Genomic DNA, 20,438 nt, shown 5'->3' on the forward strand with positions numbered 1-20,438 from the left:
CATTACAGGTCGATTTGTAATCTCTGTTCTATAGGTGGTGGGCAAGAGCTTTTTCGTACTATTAGTTGAGTAGGTAAGGTCATTTCTGGGTTCGGTTTTTTTCCAGATAATATATCGAGTAACAGCTTCATGGATGTTTCACCGATCAGCTCCCTTGGCTGATTAATAGTGGTTAATTCTGGCTCGCAATATTCACTTAATGCAAGATTATCGAACCCTATTACGGATAGTTCTTCGGGGACGTTAATGTTCATTTCTCTTGCTATTTTTAGTACACCAATCGCCGCTTCATCACTATGACAAACGATGGCTGAGGGACTATTTTTTAAGGACAATAATTGTTTTCCTAAGTTGTATCCGGCAATGAAAGTAAGGTCACCTTCTAATATATAGTCATCAATAATAGGCAGTTTCCACTTTTTCATTATTTCGTTATGACCATTTACCCGAGCGTTATAAATCAGCTTGTCTCTTTTCCCCGTAATACAGGCTATTTTGTAATGACCCATCATAATAAGATATTCGACGCCTTTTTTTGCGCTGTAATGGTTGTCGATATGTACTGTAGGAACCGGAATGTCAGAAAAATATTCGCCAGCAATAACTATAGGCAATTTCACTTCACCAGCGCTATTTAGAATCAAAGACTCCGGCACATCTGACGATAACGACAATACGCCATCTACCTGTTTACTTTCGAACAGTTCAAAGTAGCTACGTAGGCGTGAAGATTCATTGCCGGCGTCGCCAATGAGTAATTTGTAGCCATTTTTGTGTGCAAGCGCTTCGATACCATGAATGACGTCAGAGAAGAAGGTGCTTTCCATATTTGGTAGCACGACAACAATGGTTTTGGATTCACTTTTGCGCAGACTGCGAGCAAGACCGTTAGGGGAATAACCGACATTCGCAGCGGCTTTTTCTACTTTTAAACGAGTAACGGGTGAGACCATTTCTGGATTGGCCAAAGCCCGTGAAACCGTTGCAGTAGAGACTCCTGCTAGCTTTGCGACATCTTTAACAGTAGCCATAAATGTCCAATCGCAGAGAGAGAAAATGTATAACGAAGCCCAAATTCATTGCCTTTTTAAAGAGGGTTATTAATAAACGATATATTAACAAAAAGTCCTATTTAGCGCAGTGGCTAATAGTCAGAATATTTATATGATTAAAGTAACAACCATTAGGGCGGTAAGCCCTAATGGTTTTATTTATGCTTTCTTAATAAGCAGCATCTTTAAAGTAGTAATCAGCCGAATTTTCTTTTGTAACAAGATCAGCACCTAAAATAACGCGAGATGGAGAGTTAAATAAGTAACCTGGTTTTTCATGTTTCACACCATGTACGGCAAGCGCAATACCTGAGGCAATCATTGATGGACTATAGGTTACGGTCGCACGCACCATTTTGTTTTCATGCATGATCATTTCGATGATGTCTTTAGAGCCAGCACCGCCTAATACAGTTTTGATATCGGTACGGCCAGATTCTTCAATGGCCTTTAAAACACCTTTTAGCATATCGTCATCTTGGCACCAAACAGCATCAATTTTAGGGTGTTTCTGTAAGAAGTTTTCCATTACCGCCAATGCTTTTTGAGTTGACCAATCACCGGGTTGAGAATCTAGGATCTTGATCTTTGGATAGGCTGACATGACTTCATTAAAGGCGTCTACGCGTTGAGTATTGATAGGAATTTGCATACCCTCAATAACAACAACATTGCCTTTACCAGACATTTCTTCAGCTAACCATTGAGCACCAACACGACCAAGGCCGGAGTTATCGCCAGCAATGAAGGCATCTTGAGCGGGTGTTGCCAATTCACGGTCAACAACCACAGTGTAAATACCTTCAGAATAAGCTTCTTCAATGACTTTTTGTAATGTCGCTGGGTTATGAGGAAGAATGACCAAAGCATTAATACCCTTGATCATTAAATCTTCTACATCACCGACTTGTTTGGAACCTGAACTAGAGGCAACAACAAAAAACTCAATGTCTTTTTCTTTTGCTTCTAAGTCTTTCACTGCTTTATTCGCCCACCAAAGTAAGCCTGCTGTCCAACCGTGATCGGCAGATGGCACACTGACACCGACTTTGTATTTGGCCGCATAGCTTGTGCCAGTAAAGGCAAAAAGCATCGTAAACACTGCGACTACTCTCATGATTTTATTTTTATATTTCATGGATACTCTCCGTTTTACATTGATTTAATAATGAGGAAAACAACTGCTTTCCTCAGATTCTTGTTTTACTTCTTATGAACTTCATCAAAGGGTCATAGGAAGAAAAACGAAGCTGTTAGCGATCGCCTTTAAACTGGACAAGCACCGCTGTTAAAATAACCATACCCTTCACCATGCCTTGTAAATAAGGTGATATGCCCATCAAATTCAGCATGTTGTTAATGATGCCGAGGATAATGGCGCCAATGACTGTTCCCCATATGGTTCCTTTGCCACCAGACAATGCGGTACCGCCAATGACTACCGCAGCAATGGCATCTAATTCATAAAAAAGTCCCGCATCACCAGGGCTGACTGAGTTTAGACGTGAGGCTAAAAGTACGGCGGCAATACCTACTGATAAGCCAGCAATTAGGAAGGTAAGAAAATAGACCCAGCGGACTTTAATAGCCGAATAAGAAGCGACTTTTGAATTAGAACCCACTGCACAAACATGACGTCCAAAGGCACTGTGTTTTAGTACAATATGATAAGCAATGGCGAGTAATAGGAAGATCCAAACAGGGTAAGGAATAGCCCAAAGATAACCACCCCCGATCTCTGCGAACTTGTTATTTTCAGAAACCACTTCACCAGCATCACTGATATATAGCGTCATGGATCGGAAAATTGACATGGTAGCTAATGTCGCAATAAAAGAGGCGACCCGACCGCGTGTGATGATTAGTCCATTAATGGCACCAAATACACCGCCGAGTGCGATAGCAGAAGACACAGCCATGGCAACTGCCCACCAACCGTCGCCAACACCATTAATAATCATGATGGACAAGACACCGACCAAAGCCACCATAGACCCAACGGACAAATCAATGCCGCCAGCAATGATGACAAAAGTCATGCCTAACGCAATGATACCGGTATAAGACACCTGTCTTAACACATTGGTAATGTTGCGAGGCATTAAGAAATGCTCACTGGCAATGGAAGAAAATACGATCAATATTAACAAAGCAATAAAGGGCGCGTAAGTCGCAATATCAAGTCGTTTTAGGCGCGTTATTATAGGCGACATAATGGAACCTCGTGTTCTTATTGTTATGGGCACCTGAGTTTTGAATAAAAATACAGGTGTCGTTTATAGCGTCAACTCAGTTTTATTGGCGGTGGGATTAAGCTTGAGCCATAGTTTTTAAGCCCGCAGCGTAATACATGATTTCTTTTTCATTGATGGCATCACCAGAGAGTTCTCCCATGATTTGCCCTGACCTCATTACCATTACTCGATGGGATAAGCCCATTACTTCTTCGAGTTCTGAAGAGATCACAATGACCGACACACCTTGTTCAGTTAAAGAGTGAATGAAATGGTAAATTTCTTTTTTAGTATTTACATCGATTCCCCGAGTCGGTTCATCAAGAATGAGAATGTCTGGTTGAGTGTCCATCCATTTTGAGAGATAGACCTTTTGTTGATTGCCACCACTTAAGTTAGCCAGATTGGAGTGTAAGGATGCTGCTTTGATGTCAAAGCGTTTAACGTAATCACGAGCCACACTGTTTTCTTTTTTGTGTTGGATAAGACCTTTTACATAAGACGCCAAAGAAATCAGTGTGATATTTTTAGGAATATCAAAGTTCATGATTAGGCCTTTGCCTTGGCGGTCTTCAGACAAATAAGCCAAGTTGCAAGCGACCGCATCAGCGATGGCGTTGATGGTGACTACCTTGCCATTGATTTCAACGACACCACTGTCCTTTTTACGTAATCCCATCACCGCTTCGGCGGTTTCGGTACGTCCCGCTCCAATCAAGCCGGCAAAACCTAAGACTTCGCCTTTTTTAAGGTCAAAATTAATGTCTTGTAAAATCCCTTTGATGGATAAATTACTGACTTTAAGTACGACTTCATCCGAATATTCTGTGCGCTGTGGATAAATTTGGTTTAGCTCACGCCCCACCATTTTGCGGGCCATGTCTTCTTCGTTTATTTGCGTCACATCATCCACACTGACCAGATGACCATCGCGCAAGATCGCTAATCGATCGCAAAGATGCTTCACTTCTTTGAGTTTGTGAGAGATGAAAATGATGGTCACGCCACGCTTTTTCAGTTTCTCAACAAGAGCGAAAAAAATGTCTACTTCATGATCCGTTAAGACGGTTGTTGGCTCATCCATGATTAAAATGCGCGAGTCATTTACTAGCGCTTTAGCGATTTCTACCATCTGCTTTTCTGCCACACTGAGGTTTTCGATCAGGGCGTCAGGGCTTAAGTCGGTTTCTAAATCCTTTAATAATTCATAAGCTCGGTTGCGCATAGCGGATTTGTTGAGTAAGAAGCCGTTTTTGATTTCATTACCCAGAAAAATATTTTCGAACACGTTAAGGCTGCTGATTAGGTTAAATTCCTGTGGAATCATCGCTATGCCTAAACGCTTTGCATCAGAAGCCGATTGGATAGAAACCTCCGTACCATCAACTTTAATGCTGCCTGTGGTTTTGGTGTAAATACCGCTGATAATTTTTAATAGTGTGGATTTCCCTGCACCATTCTCACCTAGCACGCCAAGTACTTCACCAGCAAAAATATCGAGGGTAATCTTGTGTAATACACGCACCCCAGAGAACTCTTTGACGATACTGCGAATTTGCATAACCGGTTCGTTCATAGTCATGGCCTCTTTATCACTGGTTATTGGGATAGCAGACATCTAGTTAGCACCGCCATTTAATTCACACCGTCATTTAGTTCACACCAAACGCTGTTTTGAGCCGATGATTCAAGTACCGCCGTGATGAACTTCATGCCCTCTATGCCATCATCAATACTAGGAATTAAACCTTGTACAGAATCAACAGACGCACCGTCTTCAATCGCTCGAATGGCAATGCCAATATCCAAATACAAGTTAGCGAAACCTTCCAAATAACCTTCTGGATGGCCAGCGGGAACCCGAGATAAGCGATTGGCTTCCTCTCCAGCACCGTGACCAGCACGAGTGATTTTTTGCGTCGGTTCACCAAATACGGATAGCCATAATTCGTTAGGGGATTCCTGTGACCATTCAATGCCAGCCTTTTCACCATAAAGGCGAATTTTCAATCCGTTTTCATTACCGGGTGCCACTTGGCTAGACCACAACATTCCTTTAGCTCCACCATCAAAGCGCAACATGGTGTGCACGTTATCATCCAAACGACGGCCGCTAACAAAGGCGGTTAGATCTGCGCAGACACTTTGTACTTTTTGACCTGAAATAAAACACGCCAAATTAAAGACGTGGGTGCCGATATCACCTAAGCATCCAGCCATGCCAGATTTCTCAGGATCAGTACGCCATTGAGCTTGTTTGTTATCGGTGCTCTCGGCTTTATCGGTTAACCAGTCTTGGGCGTATTCCGCTTGAATAACGCGTAATTTTCCTAATATACCTGTATCGACAAGGTGCTTGGCATGACGAATCAGCGGATACCCTGTGTAGTTGTGGGTGAGTGCGAAAAAAGCGCCAGACTTAGTAACTAGTTCTTTTAGTGTCAAGGCTTCGTCGAGGGTTTTTGTGACTGGTTTATCGCAAATTACATGGATACCTTGTTCTAAAAATGCTTTTGCAACAGGGTAATGCATGTGGTTCGGAGTGACGATTAAGACAGCTTGAATGCCATCTTCTCGTTGTTTTTCTTGTTCCGCCATAGTGGTAAAAGAAGCATAGCTGCGTTCAGCGTTAATGCCTAAGCGCAGCGCTGAGGCGAGCGCTCGTTCTGGGTCAGAAGATAAGGCACCAGCTACCAATTCATAACCATCATCGATACGAGTCGCGATGCGATGCACCGCACCAATAAACGCGCCATCACCGCCGCCAACCATACCAATACGAATACGTTTGTGAGTCATGATCTTCTCCTTAACTTAACCCTAAAATACGACGGTTCATGGCATCATCAACACCACTGCTGGCAAAGTCATCAAAGGCACGTTCGGTCACTCGAATTAAGTGATCATTAACGAATTTCACGCCTTCTTCCGCACCGGCTTCAGGATGCTTCATACAGCATTCCCATTCTATGACAGCCCAGCCGCCAAAATCGTATTGGGTGAGTTTGGAAAAGATGGCTTTGAAGTCTACTTGTCCATCGCCTAAAGAACGGAAGCGTCCGGCTCGATCTATCCAACTTTGATAACCGCCATAAACACCTTGTCTACCCGTAGAATTAAATTCCGCATCTTTCACATGGAACATCTTGATACGTTCATGGTAAATGTCGATAAACTGCAAATAATCGAGTTGCTGCAGTACAAAATGAGAAGGATCAAACAGAATATTGGCGCGTGGATGATGATCAGTAGCTTCAAGGAATAAATCGAAGGTGACCCCATCGTGTAAATCCTCACCGGGATGGATTTCGTAGCAGACGTTTACACCGCAGCGATCAAACTCATCTAGAATTGGCAGCCAGCGTTTTGCGAGCTCCTTAAACCCCGCTTCAACTAAACCAGCAGGGCGTTGTGGCCAAGGGTATAAGAAGGGCCAAAGTAGCGCGCCAGAAAAAGTAACGTGATTGATAAGACCAAGATTTTTAGATGCTTGTGCGGATTTTAGAAGTTGATCAACGGCCCATTTTTGACGAGCATCTGGATTGCCTTTTACGTGGTCAGGAGCAAAGCCATCAAACATATCGTCATAAGCTGAGTGAACAGCAACCAGTTGACCTTGTAAATGTGTGGAGAGTTCAGTGACTTCCATACCGTGTTTAGCAAGTGTGTCCTGAATGTATTTGCAATAGTCGAGATCGCTTGCTGCGCGGTCTAGATCAAATAAACGTTGATCCCAAGTCGGAATCTGTACGCCTTTAAAACCTATGCTAGCGGCCCATTCTATAATGTTTTCAAAACTGTTGAATGGTGCTTCATCACCTGCAAATTGCGCAAGAAAAAGAGCTGGACCTTTTAAAGCCTGCATAATATTACCCCCATATTTATTTTTATTTGAGTGGCTTAATATATTTTGTAATCGATTACATTAGATTCTATAAAAAAAGACTTCTTCAAAAAGCCTTATTTAGGAATGTTGTTGGAGTATAGTGATTTTACTTACCAAGTAAATGTGCTTGCCCTATGAAATGTGATATTTCAAATGTAATAAAATGATTTTCTGTACATTTTATAAGGAATTTTTATGATTTTTGGTTTTACTAAATTATTTTATAAATGATTTATTTATCATTAAGTTAAGTAAAAATAGTTCTCTTTTTCATAGCGGTTGAAAGAGGTATTTATTATTATTTTTTGTTTTCTTAATAAATCATAGTGATAGTGTTTTTAACGGTCACCAACATGGTTAGCTTCTGCTTATCTAGCTGGAGTTATTCACTTTATAAAAAACGCCACACATAAACAAAAAAAGATAATACTTCTTTTTAGTTTATCGATTTAAATTATTCTTACTCCATCTGGAGATCGTTCACTTAATAAAAATAACAAGGAATGAAAAAGATGAAAAAAATTGTTTCTATGAGTTTACTAGCCACTCTTTGTGCAACTGTTTCTTTACCTGCGTTAGCAGACGGTGAAAAAATTGGTTTATTGATGTCTGATTTACGTTTAGAACGCTGGCAGAAAGACCGAGACTTATTTACCTCTGCAGCGGAAGCGATGGGAGCAAAGGTTTATACCCAATCTGCAAATGGTAATGTTACTACGCAAATTTCCCAAATCGAAAACATGATTTCCCGTGGCGTTGATGTCTTGGTGATTGTGCCAGAAAACGGTGAGGTACTAGGTAATGTTTTGGCCGAAGCGAAAGCGGAAGGTATCAAAGTATTGGCTTATGACCGATTAATCAAATTCGCAGACATTGATCTATATGTTTCTTTTGACAATATTCGCGTGGGTGAGATGCAAGCTGAGGCCTTACTTAAACGCAAGCCGAAAGGTAACTACTTCTTAATGGGTGGCTCCCCAACCGACAACAACGCAAAAATGTTCCGTCAGGGTCAGATGAATGTGCTTCAACCAGCTATTAATGCGAAACAGATTAATATCGTTGGTGATCAATGGGCGATGGGTTGGTCTGCGGAAGCTGCACTGAACATTATGGAAAATGGCCTAACGGCGAATGCCAATAAAGTAGATGCTGTCGTTGCTTCAAATGATTCTACGGCAGGTGGTGCGATTCAAGCGCTTGCTGCTCAAGGGCTGAGTGGAAAAGTAGTTATTTCCGGACAAGATGCAGACCTTGCGGCGATGCGTCGTATCGTGGCTGGTACACAAACCATGACAGTGTATAAACCTATTTCTACGTTGGCAAAAACCAGTGCTGAAATGGCCGTTAAGTTAGCTCGTGGTGAAAAAATCAAAGTGGATGGTTATGTTAACAACGGTAAAAAAGACGTTGATGCTGTTTTGCTTACGCCGATTTCTGTCAATAAAGATAACCTAGATTCAACCGTTATTGCTGACGGTTATCACACGCGTGATTCTGTATACAATCCTTAGTTCATTCCTATGAATGGCACTCGCAAGAGTGCCATTTGCTTTTCATAGAGGTGTAAATATGAAGCAACCATTATTGGATATGCGTGGGATTGTAAAAAGTTTCTCCGGCGTCCGTGCACTAAATGGCGTTAGTATCCAGCTTGATCCAGGTGAAGCCTTATCCATTTGCGGCGAAAATGGATCTGGTAAATCTACATTAATGAAGGTACTTAGTGGTGTTTGGCCTTTTGGCTCTTATGAAGGTGAAATTTACTTTGAGGGAAACCTAGTTAAAGCATCAAGTATTCGAGATACCGAAGCGCTTGGGATTGTCATCATTCATCAGGAGTTGGCTCTCGTTAAAGAGATGACAGTCTTAGAAAATATCTTTCTTGGTAATGAACTTGGTTCTTTTGCAAGGTTAAATGACGAAGAAATGCACCGTCGCACTTCGAAACTGTTAGCACGAGTTAAGTTGGATGTTTTACCTGATACACCGATTAGAGACCTTGGTGTGGGTCAGCAACAGTTGGTTGAAATTGCTAAAGCTTTGAACAAGAACGTTAAGCTATTGATATTAGATGAACCAACATCTTCTTTAACGACCACAGAGATCGAAATTCTATTGAATATTGTCAGCGAGCTGAAGCAGCAGGGCATCGCTTGTATTTATATTTCTCATAAATTAGAAGAGGTATTAGCCTTATCTAATTGGGTCACTGTGATTCGTGACGGCGATCATATAGATACTAAATCGGCAGAAAATCTGACGCAAAATGACATCATCAGTATGATGGTTGGACGTGAGCTGGATGAACTGTTTCCACGTGAAGAGCATGACATCGGTAATGTTGTATTAAAAGTAAATCATGCAACCGCTTCGCAACCTGGCGCTACAAGAGCTCAAGTGGAAGATGTAAGTTTCGAATTACGTCAGGGTGAGATTCTCGGTATTGCAGGACTCATCGGTTCTGGACGAACAGAGTTAATGCAGTGTCTTTACGGATCCTATGACGGCAATTACGAAGCGGAGATCGAGTTGCAAGGTCAGCCTTTAACGGTTCGCTCTCAGCGCACAGCGCTAGAATCTGGTATAGCTATGGTGCCAGAGGACCGAAAACGTCATGGCATTGTGCCAATTATGAGCGTCGGGCGAAACATTACCTTGTCTGTATTGAATCAATATTCGTCTTGGTTCGGTGCGATTAATGAAGATAAAGAAAGTCAGGATATTGATCATTATATTGCGCAACTGAAAGTCAAAACGGCCTCTTCTGAGCTGTCGATTAAAAACTTAAGTGGTGGTAATCAACAAAAAGCCATCATCGCCAAATGTTTATTAACTCACCCCAAAATTTTGATATTAGACGAGCCAACTCGAGGCATTGATGTGGGCGCTAAATACGAAATTTATAAGCTAATGTTTGCGCTCGTCAAACAAGGTATGTCGATCATCATGGTGTCGTCTGAATTATCCGAAGTCATTGGTATCAGTGACCGAGTTTTAGTTATGCATGAAGGGCGTCTAAAAGGTCAATTTGACCATCAAGGTTTGACCCAAGAAATGATTATGAATTGCGCGATCAAAGAGGATACAGCGAATGTTTAAAACAATAAAAACCAGTCAATTACAACTGTTTGCCATGTTGGCAGCCATGTTGTTAATCATTGTCTTCTTTTCTTTTGCGACGGACGGTGCCTTTGTGTCACCGCGAAATATTTCCAATCTGATTCGTCAAACGGCCATTGTCGGCGTGTTAGCGATAGGTATGGTGTTTGTCATTATCAGTGCTGAAATCGATTTATCTGTTGGTTCTATGATGGGTTTATTGGGAGGTATCGCGGCGATTTTGGATGTTTGGTTTCACTTTCCTATTTTGTTAACTGTCTTGGTAACCGTTGTTACAGGCCTAATTCTCGGTTTGTTTAACGGCTGGTGGGTAGCGTATCAAAAAGTACCGTCGTTTATTGTTACCTTGGCTGGCATGTTGGCGTTTCGTGGCATCTTGGTTGGTTTGACTGACGGCGCGACCGTTGCACCAACCTCTAGCTCGCTTGCCATTGTAGGACAAAGTTATATTCCTTCTGGTTGGGGAATCAGTATCGTGGCTTTGCTGTGTCTTGGTTTAGTGGCACGTGTTTATACTCGTCGTCAAGCAAGACAAAAGCACGGAGTGGAAAACCAAACCGCTAAGTTTGAATACGCTAAAGCGACGATTGCGGTCTCTGTGTTGATGGGCTTGCTGTTTATCTTGGAAAGCTATCGAGGTATTCCAACGCCAATCATGATTATGGGTGGATTGATTTTAGTCGCGACATACGTAGCGAAAAGAACCTCATTTGGCCGTCGCGTATATGCGATTGGTGGTAACATTGAAGCGACTCGGATGTCGGGTGTAAATGTTGAACGTACTAAAATGTTGGTGTTTGGCTTTAATGGCATGATGGTCGCCGTTGCTGCATTGATTCTGACGTCTCGTCTTGGCGCAGGTTCACCTGCTGCGGGTAATATGGCTGAGCTGGACGCTATTGCCGCCTGTGTTATTGGTGGAACCAGTTTAGCAGGCGGTGTTGGCGCAGTGTTTGGTGCTATTATGGGCGCATTAATCATGGCGAGTTTGGACAATGGCATGAGTATGTTGGACGTGCCTACATTTTGGCAATTGATCGTCAAAGGGATGATTTTATTACTTGCAGTTTGGTTAGATGTGAAAACCAAAAGAGCACAGTGAAACGATATTTCTTCATGAAAGTATTTTAAAGGTTGTTTTATGTATATCGGAATAGATCTTGGTACATCGGGTGTAAAAGTTATCCTCATGGCAGAAGATGGACAAGTCGTGGCTAGCTGTTCGTCGCCTTTGTCTGTGTCGCGTCCTTTTGATCTTTGGTCCGAGCAAAATCCTGAAGACTGGTGGGAAGCGACCGATTTAGCCATGTTACAACTGGCTGCCGAAAATAGCCTAAAAGATGTTAAAGCTATTGGTTTATCAGGGCAAATGCATGGCGCGACTTTACTAGACAAACAAGGTCAAATATTACGTCCTGCCATTCTTTGGAATGATGGTCGCTCCCATGAAGAATGTTTATTGCTGCAAAGGCGCTGTCCAGAAGTGCAATCCATAACGGGAAATTTGGTCATGCCAGGTTTTACTGCCCCGAAATTATTATGGGTTAAAGAGCACGAGCCAGATATATTTGCACAAATCGATAAAGTATTACTGCCAAAAGATTATCTGCGTTTTCGAATGACGGGTGAGTTTGCGACAGATGTTTCCGATGCTTCAGGCACGCTTTGGTTGAATATGGAACAACGAGCTTGGAGTGATACTATGCTGCAAGCAACAGGGCTGAATGAACAGCAAATGCCAAAGGTTTACGAAGGGTCAGAAATTACTGGAGTGATCAACGATGCTTTGGCAAAACACTGGTCTATGGCGGCAGTTTCCGTAGTTGCTGGTGGTGGAGATAACGCTGCTGGCGCTGTTGGGATGGGGGTTATTAAACCAGAAGAAACTATGTTATCCCTTGGAACTTCTGGTGTGATATTTTCTGTGAGTGATGGTTTTACCGCCAATCCTTCTGTTGCTTTACACAGTTTTGGCCATGCTATTCCCAATACATGGCACACCATGTCGGTGATGTTAAGTGCTGCGAGCTGTATCAATTGGGCAACTAAACTGACGCAATTTAGCAGTGTAGAGGCCGCTATGTTAGCCGCAGAAAATAGAATAGACCATGCTAGTGACGTGATATTCTTACCTTATCTAAGCGGTGAAAGAACACCTCATAATGATGCCAATGCAAAGGGTGTATTTTGGGGGATGACCCATGAAACCACACCAGCAGATCTTATTCATGCGGTATTGGAAGGTGTAAGCTTTGCCTTGCTCGATGGTTTGGATGCGGTTCGCTCAGCTCAAAATATCAATGACAGTATCGATGTTATTGGTGGAGGTGCTAAAAGTACTTACTGGTTACAATTATTGGCTGACGTGTTTGCTATTCCGATGGATTATCGTGAAGGCGGAGAAGTCGGTCCGGCATTAGGTGCCGCGCGCTTAGCTGCGATTGGCGACCTAGGTCAGCACACGGTGAACGACATTTGTGTGAAGCCTGAGTTGATTAAACGCTACCAACCTAACTTGGAGAAATCGGCTCTCTATGCAAAAAAACGAGAGCGCTTCCATGATTTATATCAAAGGCTAAAAGGTCTTTAACCACGAAAGGCGGTACTCTTTAGTATCGCCTTTTCACAACGCTTCTATTTTTTCTTTTCTCTTTCTTTCCCTCCCTTTTTCTTTGTTGGTCAGCGTTTGCTAAAATTACGTTTTTTACTATTTCGTTTCTAATTTTTGCGATTCATTAGGACGCTTGAACGTTCAAAGGTTATGATCTTAAAAGCAATAATAAAAATTAGAGACGCCTTTGTATGTTTGAAAAACGCTACCGACTTAACCTAGTCTTCAATGCCAACAAAGTTTATGACCGACAAGTGATTGAAGGCATTGGTGAATATCTTCAAGCCGCACAATGTGATTGGGATGTCTATTTTGAAGATGATTTTCGCCATCGATTAGATGGCCTTAATCATTGGAAAGGTGACGGTATTATTGCCGATTGTGATAATCCTGAAGTGGAAGCACTGTTAAGAAACACCGATATTCCAACCGTTGCGGTCGGAGGTTCTTATCATCATAAAACGGATTATCCTCGTTTACCTTATGTTGCCACAGACAACGCTGCGTTAGTAAAATGCGCCTATGAACATTTAAAGCGAAAGGGGCTACCTAGATTCGCCTTTTATGGCGTGCCAAGTACTGAGTATAGTCGTTGGGCAAGTGAGCGTGAGCGTGCTTTTACGGAGCAAGTTAGTTCTGATGGTTTTGAACCCCATGTTCACCAAGGTCTGTTTACCACGGCTGAACTTTGGGAAACGGCTCAACAAGATTTAGAAAACTGGTTGCAAGATTTACCAAAACCAATAGGCATTGTTGCCGTTACAGACTCCCGTGCGCGTCATCTATTACAAGCCTGTGACCATTTAAACATCATGGTGCCGGAACAGGTTGCTATTGTTGGGATCGACAACGAAAACATGGCGAGATACTTGAACCGCACGGCACTGTCTTCTGTCGCTCAAGGCAGTAAACAAATGGGTTATGAGGCCGCGAAAATATTGCATCGTATGTTGCTTGGTTACCCAGTGGAAGAGTCTCTGGTGGTGGTTGATCCTATTGGTGTTGAAGAAAGGCAGTCTTCGGATTATCGCGCGTTGCGTGATCCTTATGTGATCCAGGCCATGCACTTTATTCGCCATAATGCCTGCCGTGGTGTGAAGGTTGCACAAGTAGTGGATTACATTGGTATCTCTAGGACGAATCTAGAAACCCGTTTTATCGATGAAATTGGTTGCTCCATGCATGAACAATTGCACATGACTAAGTTTTACCGTGCTTGTGAATTGATTACCTCGACGAATCTTCCTTTTGACGAAATCGCCCGCACTTGCGGTTATCCTTCCGTCCAATATATGTACACAGTATCACGCAAAAACCTAAGCATGACGCCAGGAGAATATCGCGTGTCATCGCGGCTTGGTAAAGAAAGTAACGAGCAAATGCAGCATTAAAAAAACACAAGTCAGTTTTGCTGGCTTGTGTTTTCTGTTTTATTTTGAGAGCTCTATTTTTTTCAATTCTATTTATAGATAAAGCCGTTCACTACGTTTTCTAGCATTTCTTGACGACCAGAAACCGCTTTAGGGTCAAGATTATTGTTTTCAGCGTAAGCAGCAAGATCTTGAAGAGAGTGCTTACCAGCAAGAATGTCCATTCCTAAAGGCTCATTCCATTTTGCATAACGCTGATCGACTAATTTCGACAAGCTTTCAGATTCGATCATTTTCACTGCGCGTTCTAGTGATAAAGCCAACGTATCCATAGCACCGATATGACCGTGGAATAGGTCTTCAAGATCCATAGACTGGCGACGTAGTTTAGTATCAAACATGTAGCCACCGTTTTGGAATCCGCCGTTTTTCAAAATTTCATAGGTCACCAGCGTATATTCTTCAACACTCGTAGGGAACTGATCTGTATCCCAGCCTAATTGCGCGTCCCCTTGGTTGGCATCAACGGAACCCAAAATACCTAAAGAGCAAGCTGTCGCGATTTCGTGATGGAAACTATGGCCCGCAAGTGTGGCGTGATTAGCTTCGATATTAACCTTGATCTCTTTCTCAAGACCAAACTCTTTTAAGAAACCGTACACCGTTGCCGTATCGTAATCGTATTGATGCTTAGTTGGCTCAGCTGGTTTTGGTTCGATCAACAAAGTACCTTCAAAGCCGATTTTGTATTTGTGTTCAACAACCATTTGCATAAAACGGCCGAGCTGGGCACGCTCGCGTTTTAAATCGGTATTCAGTAGAGTTTCATAGCCTTCACGACCGCCCCATAAAACATAGTTCTGACCGCCTAGTTTTTTGGTGGCATTCATCGCATGAAACACCTGAGTAGCTGCGTATGTAAATATCTCAGGGTTTGGGTTAGAGGCTGCGCCAGACATGTATCTTGGATTGGAAAACGCATTAGCCGTTCCCCATAAAAGTTTAATACCAGTGGTTTCTTGTTTCTCTTGAAGCACATCAACCATCTGTGAAAAATTATTGATGTATTCTTTGAGTGAACAGCCTTCTGGGCTGACATCTACATCGTGGAAGCTGTAATAAGAAATGCCCAGCTTTGTAAAAAACTCAAAAGCGGCGTCAGCTTTCATCTTTGCCGCTTCCATTTCGGATGCCGCTTTGTACCAAGGACGATCAAAAGTGTTAGCACCGAACACGTCACTGCCTTGCCAGCAGAAGTTATGCCAATAGCAGGCCGCCATTCTTAAGTGTTCTGCCATGGTTTTACCCATTAGCACTTTATTCGCATCGTAATGTTTGAAAGCAAAAGGATTGTTGGAGTTTACGCCTTCGTATTTTACAAACGGTACCGTCTTAAAAAAATCGCTCATATCAGAACTCCTTGTTGTTATTTTTTGTCATTATGAATCATTGTTTTTTTGAGTGATTGCTTCAATTACGAAATTTCTTGAGGCGGTTATTGATTTTATTGATAGTGAGATAAAAGGAGTTAATCTGAGTCAAATTAGTAATACTTTTTTTCGTATGAGTTGTTGAAGTCATATTTCAGTTTTTGAGTAAGAAAAAGCCAGCTCACTTTTTTGCTAGAGTCAGCTGTCCACTTTAATATAAGAATAGCGAGGATTTTGACTGCTATAATGAAGCAATATTAGCGTTTGGTTTTTAATCTTTTTTGTCTAGCCAAAAGCAGATGAACGTGCGTTTCTTATTTTTTCGATAGCAGTAATGGCTGCGCTGGTTCTATTTTCTACGTTGAGTTTTTTAAATATCGGTGCCAAATGGGCATTTATGGTATGCGGACTGATGCTTAAAATGATGGCGATTTCTGCATTACTTTTGCCTTTGGCTAGCCATGTTAATACTTCGGATTCTCGACATGTTAGGTTGAAAGCGGCTTGTAAAATAGGTTGTTCGTTGTTGAGTTCTACATCAATTATTCGAAATAAATAGTCATCTTTAGCATCCTTACTGATGTAACTGAGTTCGATTATTCTGCTGCCATGGTTTATTTGGACATTTTTCTCTTGGTTAAATCTCAAACTGAAAAAAGGCTTGAGTTCGTAGCTTAGCTTTTCTTTTAGCCATGTTTCACTTAAGTCTGCATCGCTAAGTAATTGATGCGCTTGAGGTGTTGCCCATTTGAATTCACCAAGATAGTTAGTGGTAATTAGAAATTGGCCAGAAGCATCGAGTGCCAATCTTGCACTTTGAGTTAATCTTGAGTTATTAAGATGTGCTTTAATGCGTACTAATAGTTCAGAACTGTTGACCGGTTTTTGAATGTAGTCAACACCCCCTGCTTCAAACCCTTTGATAACACTGTTTGTATCACTTAAGCCTGTCATGAAAATGATAGGAATATGCTCTAAGTGCGATTGTGCTTTTAATTTTTGACAGGTCTCAAAACCATCCATACCTGGCATTAGGGCATCCATCAGGATAATGTCTGGTGTAATACTGTGGGTAATATTGAGAGCTTGGTTTCCTTCCAAGGCCACCAAAACAGTTAAACCCGCTTCGTCAAGCGTGTCGTTTATCATACCGAGAGAATCAGGCGAATCATCGACTACCAGTACTAAATCTTTTTTGTGTTGATTCGACATCATAATATCTTCTCCAATTCCTCTATCATTTTTTGAAACTGGAAACGGCTGGCTAGGGTTTTAATTTTGTCTGAGTTTGAAAAAGGAGGAATAGCTTCTATTTTTTTTCTAATCGCATTTAAATTTCCTATATTGGCGAGGTGAATAAGTTCCTGAATATCTTCTTTTGACGCTTTTTCACTCGCATCATTTGGCTCTACTCTGCCAGCAATATTGTGGTTTTTATTGTCATTCGTATGTTCGTCAGAACAATCATTTTTAGAGTCGATTTCTTCAAAATAACGCCATTGGATCCCTGTGCATTGCTGTATTTTTTTGAATAATTCAATGTGTATGATAGGTTTCATTAAATAGCCATTACTCGGGTTTTTATTTAGCGGAACATTAATATCGGCGTTCGCTGATGTCATGATGATGATCGTTGTTGGGTAGATGTTTCGTACCTTTTTAGCCAGTTCCCAACCACTGATACCAGGCATTGCCACATCTAATAAAAATATATCTGGCGTAAAAGGGCAATGAGGCAACATCTCAAGACACTCGATACCATTGTTCGCAAGGAAAACGTCAAACCCAATAGGTACTAATAACTCGGACAGTAAACTTCGATGGGTTGGTTCATCGTCCACAACGAAGATGTATTTCTTTTTACCTTGATAACCGATGACACTTTTCTCTGATTTAATGTCAAGTTTGGTGACAGGCTCGATGCTGGATAACATTAACGACACACTGAATTCACTGCCACGATTAAGCTCGCTACTGACTTGAATATTGCCTCCCATAATATCAACCAATAGTTGGGTAATGGTGAGGCCGAGTCCTGTTCCTGTAATATGGGGCTGGCCCGGTTTTAATAGGCGCGTAAACGGTAGGAATATACTTTCAAGTGACTGACTTTCGATGCCTTCACCGGTGTCAGTCACTTTGAATTGTGCCACTTGATTACGGTAGCTAACAGAAAAAGTAACGCTGCCTTGATGGGTATATTTTATGGCGTTGGACAGTAGGTTGATAAGTACTTGGCGAAGCCGTTTTTGATCGGCGTGCACGGTTATTGGAATATTAGAAAGTTTCTCATAATGAAAAGCGATGTCCTTATTTTTGGCTTGTACACTGAACATACTTACCAGTTGGTCGAGCAATTCATTGAGTTGTACATTATTTCGTTCGATATGCAGAGCGCCGGCTTCGATACTTGAAATATCCAATAAACCTTCAATAATGTCAGCCAAATGTTCGCTGCTACGTCGAATCGTTGAAAGCGCGCCGTATCGTGTCGAAGGAATATCTGAAGCGTTTTCGAGTAACTGTGCATAGCCCATGATTGCGTTGAGTGGTGAGCGTAATTCATGGCTGATTCCTGTTAAGTAACGGCTTTTGGCTAGATTAGCGGCTTCTGCTAATTCTTTAGATTTTTGCAGTTTTTGATCTGTTTTTGCATGAGCTTCAATTTCAGCTTGAAGGCGTTCGGTTTGCTTTTCTGTTTCTTGATGGGCGATTAGACGAGAATCTCTGGCGAGTGAAAACATCCACGCCACGACACCAAATATAATCAATAAAATTAAAAAAACATTGATCAGCGCGGAAGCGATAAAACCGTCGATGATGGCACTATCGTAGTGTCTTTTTTCTAAGACTATTTGTGCGTAAACTAAAAGCAGTACACCAGAAATGACGAGACTATTGAGTAAGAATAGCCAAATAAAATGTCCCATTCGAGTATTAACAAGTTTTACCCAAGATGAAGGTAAAAATAAACTAAAAGCATCAATGAATTGTTCAGAAAGGCGTGATCGAGTTTTGCACATGTCGCCGCAACGCACATCTAATGAACAGCATAACGAACAAATATTTCCTGAGTAAGCAGGGCAAATAGTCATGTCTTCTGGCTCAAAATGATAATGACAAATACAACAACGTAATTCACTAGTACTGCTGAAAATTACTTCAGGACGCGCGATGTAATACTTTCCCTTAGTTAGCCAAGCAATAAGAGGTGACAATATAAAGGTGGTTGCTAAGGCAACAAAAGATGAAAGAGCTTGTAATTCCTCACCCCATAAGCCTGTGTGACAAACAAAACCTATCATGGAGGCTCCAAGCATAGAGCCCATGCCAACAGGGTTTATGTCGTATAAATGAGCACGTTTAAACTCCATTCGTTCAGGGCGTAGCCCTAATGGTTTATTAATGGTTAGATCCGCCACAATGGAGCCAACCCAAGCAAGGGCGATGATGGCATAGCCGCCTAAAATTCCTTCCAAAACTCGGTAAATACCAAGCTCCATAAGCAAGATGGCAATGACGACATTAAATATAAGCCAAACCACTCGTCCTGGATGGTTGTAAGTTAGTCGAGAAAAGAAGTTTGACCAAGCAATAGAGCCCGCATAAGCATTAGTAACATTGATTTTGAGCTGTGAAATCACCACGAACACGCCGAGTAAAATAAGGCTCAGTTGCTCTGAATTAGTCACATAGCTAAACGCCAGCATGTACATTTGATTGGGGTCTTCGGCTTGCTCTGTTGAAAAGCCATTTTGAATACAGAGTACGGCAAGAAAAGAGCCGATGAGTAGTTTAACAGCTCCAATAATTATCCAACCGGGGCCTGCACTGATGACGGCTAACCACCAGCGCTTATTAGGTTTTTCTTGATGAGGTATAAAACGGAGAAAATCTACCTGTTCACCTATTTGCGCAATCAGAGAAAACAACACAGAAGCCGCTGCCCCAAAAGCCAATAAAGAAAGATTGCCATTATTTGAGACAGCCTCATTTATAGGTTCAAAATTGACCCATAAGTCGATGGCTTCTTCGTATTGTAGAGCGATAAAAAGCAGTGGCAGAATTTGCAGCGCAAGCCAAATCGGTTGAGTCCACACTTGAAAGCGACTGATAAAAGTAATGCCATGTGTGACCAGCGGGATCACGATTACGCTACTAATAATATAGCCAATAGAGACATTAATATTGAGCGTTAATTCAAGTGCGAGGGCGAGAATGCTGGCTTCTAAGGCAAAGAAAATAAAGGTAAAAGACGCATAGATAAGCGAGGTAACCGTAGAGCCAATATAGCCAAACCCTGCGCCTCTAGTGAGTAGGTCAATATCGATACCATGTTTAGCGGAATAATACGCAATCGGAATGCCTGTGAGAAAAATAATAACGCACACTGTGATGATGGCTGCCATCGCGTTACTAAAACCATGACTTAAAGTGATGGCACCACCAATGGCTTCTAAGGCTAAAAATGAAATCGCCCCTAAAGCCGTTAACGCTACTCTAGAAATAGACCAACGGCGCGCTGATTTAGCGGTAAATCTCAGTGCATAATCTTCAAGTGTTTGATTGGCAACCCATTGGTTATAGTGCCTTCTTACTCGAAATACATCTTGTGGTGCTCGACTCATCTATTAAACCTTTTCTTATGAAAGTCTTGTTGAATACAAGATTAATCTTATAAAACAAAAGGTTATCCATTACCGGATTGTTTGTTTTGGGGGGGTTAAAGCTT

Annotated in this window: 14 protein-coding genes; 5 read left to right on the forward strand and 9 right to left on the reverse strand. The window is 41.8% G+C overall.

Annotated features, from left to right (window positions below):
- Positions 1–2: 2 nt before the first annotated feature.
- From IF202_RS09130 to IF202_RS09155, 6 genes are all read right to left on the reverse strand, one after another.
- On the reverse strand, positions 3–1,031 hold the full coding sequence (locus IF202_RS09130; RefSeq protein WP_191594557.1) for a LacI family DNA-binding transcriptional regulator: 1,029 nt from the start codon (positions 1,029–1,031) through the stop codon (positions 3–5).
- A 190-nt stretch (positions 1,032–1,221) separates the two neighbouring features.
- The gene (locus IF202_RS09135; protein ID WP_191594558.1) at positions 1,222–2,190 is read right to left on the reverse strand and encodes a substrate-binding domain-containing protein; all 969 of its coding nucleotides are present in this window, start codon (positions 2,188–2,190) and stop codon (positions 1,222–1,224) included.
- 115 nt (positions 2,191–2,305) lie between these two features.
- Positions 2,306–3,265 (reverse strand): ABC transporter permease, encoded by a 960-nt coding sequence (locus tag IF202_RS09140; protein WP_191594559.1) that lies wholly within the window; start codon positions 3,263–3,265, stop codon positions 2,306–2,308.
- 97 nt (positions 3,266–3,362) lie between these two features.
- A complete protein-coding gene (locus tag IF202_RS09145; RefSeq protein WP_235963382.1) occupies positions 3,363–4,904 on the reverse strand; it encodes a sugar ABC transporter ATP-binding protein in 1,542 nt (513 codons plus the stop codon).
- A 17-nt stretch (positions 4,905–4,921) separates the two neighbouring features.
- The gene (locus tag IF202_RS09150) at positions 4,922–6,085 is read right to left on the reverse strand and encodes a Gfo/Idh/MocA family protein (protein ID WP_191594560.1); all 1,164 of its coding nucleotides are present in this window, start codon (positions 6,083–6,085) and stop codon (positions 4,922–4,924) included.
- A 10-nt stretch (positions 6,086–6,095) separates the two neighbouring features.
- On the reverse strand, positions 6,096–7,151 hold the full coding sequence (locus tag IF202_RS09155; protein ID WP_191594561.1) for a sugar phosphate isomerase/epimerase family protein: 1,056 nt from the start codon (positions 7,149–7,151) through the stop codon (positions 6,096–6,098).
- A 533-nt stretch (positions 7,152–7,684) separates the two neighbouring features.
- Between IF202_RS09155 and xylF the strand changes: the two genes are divergently transcribed.
- From xylF to IF202_RS09180, 5 genes are all read left to right on the forward strand, one after another.
- Positions 7,685–8,686 (forward strand): D-xylose ABC transporter substrate-binding protein, encoded by a 1,002-nt coding sequence (gene xylF / locus IF202_RS09160; protein WP_191594562.1) that lies wholly within the window; start codon positions 7,685–7,687, stop codon positions 8,684–8,686.
- 58 nt (positions 8,687–8,744) lie between these two features.
- Positions 8,745–10,274 carry a xylose ABC transporter ATP-binding protein gene (locus IF202_RS09165; protein ID WP_191594563.1) on the forward strand — a complete coding sequence of 510 codons (1,530 nt, stop codon included), beginning with the start codon at positions 8,745–8,747 and terminating at the stop codon, positions 10,272–10,274.
- On the forward strand, positions 10,267–11,397 hold the full coding sequence (locus IF202_RS09170; RefSeq protein WP_191594564.1) for a sugar ABC transporter permease: 1,131 nt from the start codon (positions 10,267–10,269) through the stop codon (positions 11,395–11,397). The genes IF202_RS09165 and IF202_RS09170 overlap by 8 nt, the downstream gene beginning before the upstream one ends.
- Before the next feature lie 39 nt (positions 11,398–11,436).
- Complete coding sequence (gene xylB, locus IF202_RS09175; RefSeq protein WP_191594565.1) at positions 11,437–12,885, forward strand: xylulokinase; 1,449 nt, start codon at positions 11,437–11,439, stop codon at positions 12,883–12,885.
- Positions 12,886–13,097: 212 nt separating this feature from the next.
- A complete protein-coding gene (locus IF202_RS09180) occupies positions 13,098–14,297 on the forward strand; it encodes a XylR family transcriptional regulator (protein WP_191594566.1) in 1,200 nt (399 codons plus the stop codon).
- Positions 14,298–14,365: 68 nt separating this feature from the next.
- Here IF202_RS09180 and xylA read toward each other — a convergent pair whose 3' ends face one another.
- From xylA to IF202_RS09195, 3 genes are all read right to left on the reverse strand, one after another.
- Complete coding sequence (gene xylA, locus IF202_RS09185) at positions 14,366–15,685, reverse strand: xylose isomerase (RefSeq protein ID WP_191594567.1); 1,320 nt, start codon at positions 15,683–15,685, stop codon at positions 14,366–14,368.
- Between the two features lie 306 nt (positions 15,686–15,991).
- Entirely contained in the window at positions 15,992–16,921 is a 930-nt protein-coding gene (locus IF202_RS09190) for a response regulator transcription factor (RefSeq protein WP_235963384.1), read from the reverse strand.
- Positions 16,918–20,334, reverse strand: coding sequence for a hybrid sensor histidine kinase/response regulator (locus IF202_RS09195; RefSeq protein WP_191594568.1), 3,417 nt, complete (start codon positions 20,332–20,334; stop codon positions 16,918–16,920). Before IF202_RS09195 ends, IF202_RS09190 begins: the two co-directional genes overlap by 4 nt.
- Positions 20,335–20,438: the final 104 nt, after the last annotated feature.

The organism is Marinomonas colpomeniae (genome assembly GCF_014803385.1).
Taxonomy (GTDB): Bacteria; Pseudomonadota; Gammaproteobacteria; order Pseudomonadales; family Marinomonadaceae; genus Marinomonas; species Marinomonas colpomeniae.

Excerpts from the sequence above, each read along its gene's own strand:
- IF202_RS09130 (WP_191594557.1), bottom strand. The coding sequence starts at position 1,031 with ATGGCTACTGTTAAAGATGTCGCAAAGCTAGCAGGAGTCTCTACTGCA.
- IF202_RS09135 (WP_191594558.1), bottom strand. The coding sequence starts at position 2,190 with ATGAAATATAAAAATAAAATCATGAGAGTAGTCGCAGTGTTTACGATG.
- IF202_RS09140 (WP_191594559.1), bottom strand. The coding sequence starts at position 3,265 with ATGTCGCCTATAATAACGCGCCTAAAACGACTTGATATTGCGACTTAC.
- IF202_RS09145 (WP_235963382.1), bottom strand. The coding sequence starts at position 4,904 with ATGTCTGCTATCCCAATAACCAGTGATAAAGAGGCCATGACTATGAAC.
- IF202_RS09150 (WP_191594560.1), bottom strand. The coding sequence starts at position 6,085 with ATGACTCACAAACGTATTCGTATTGGTATGGTTGGCGGCGGTGATGGC.
- IF202_RS09155 (WP_191594561.1), bottom strand. The coding sequence starts at position 7,151 with ATGCAGGCTTTAAAAGGTCCAGCTCTTTTTCTTGCGCAATTTGCAGGT.
- xylF (WP_191594562.1), top strand. The coding sequence starts at position 7,685 with ATGAAAAAAATTGTTTCTATGAGTTTACTAGCCACTCTTTGTGCAACT.
- IF202_RS09165 (WP_191594563.1), top strand. The coding sequence starts at position 8,745 with ATGAAGCAACCATTATTGGATATGCGTGGGATTGTAAAAAGTTTCTCC.
- IF202_RS09170 (WP_191594564.1), top strand. The coding sequence starts at position 10,267 with ATGTTTAAAACAATAAAAACCAGTCAATTACAACTGTTTGCCATGTTG.
- xylB (WP_191594565.1), top strand. The coding sequence starts at position 11,437 with ATGTATATCGGAATAGATCTTGGTACATCGGGTGTAAAAGTTATCCTC.
- IF202_RS09180 (WP_191594566.1), top strand. The coding sequence starts at position 13,098 with ATGTTTGAAAAACGCTACCGACTTAACCTAGTCTTCAATGCCAACAAA.
- xylA (WP_191594567.1), bottom strand. The coding sequence starts at position 15,685 with ATGAGCGATTTTTTTAAGACGGTACCGTTTGTAAAATACGAAGGCGTA.
- IF202_RS09190 (WP_235963384.1), bottom strand. The coding sequence starts at position 16,921 with ATGATGTCGAATCAACACAAAAAAGATTTAGTACTGGTAGTCGATGAT.
- IF202_RS09195 (WP_191594568.1), bottom strand. The coding sequence starts at position 20,334 with ATGAGTCGAGCACCACAAGATGTATTTCGAGTAAGAAGGCACTATAAC.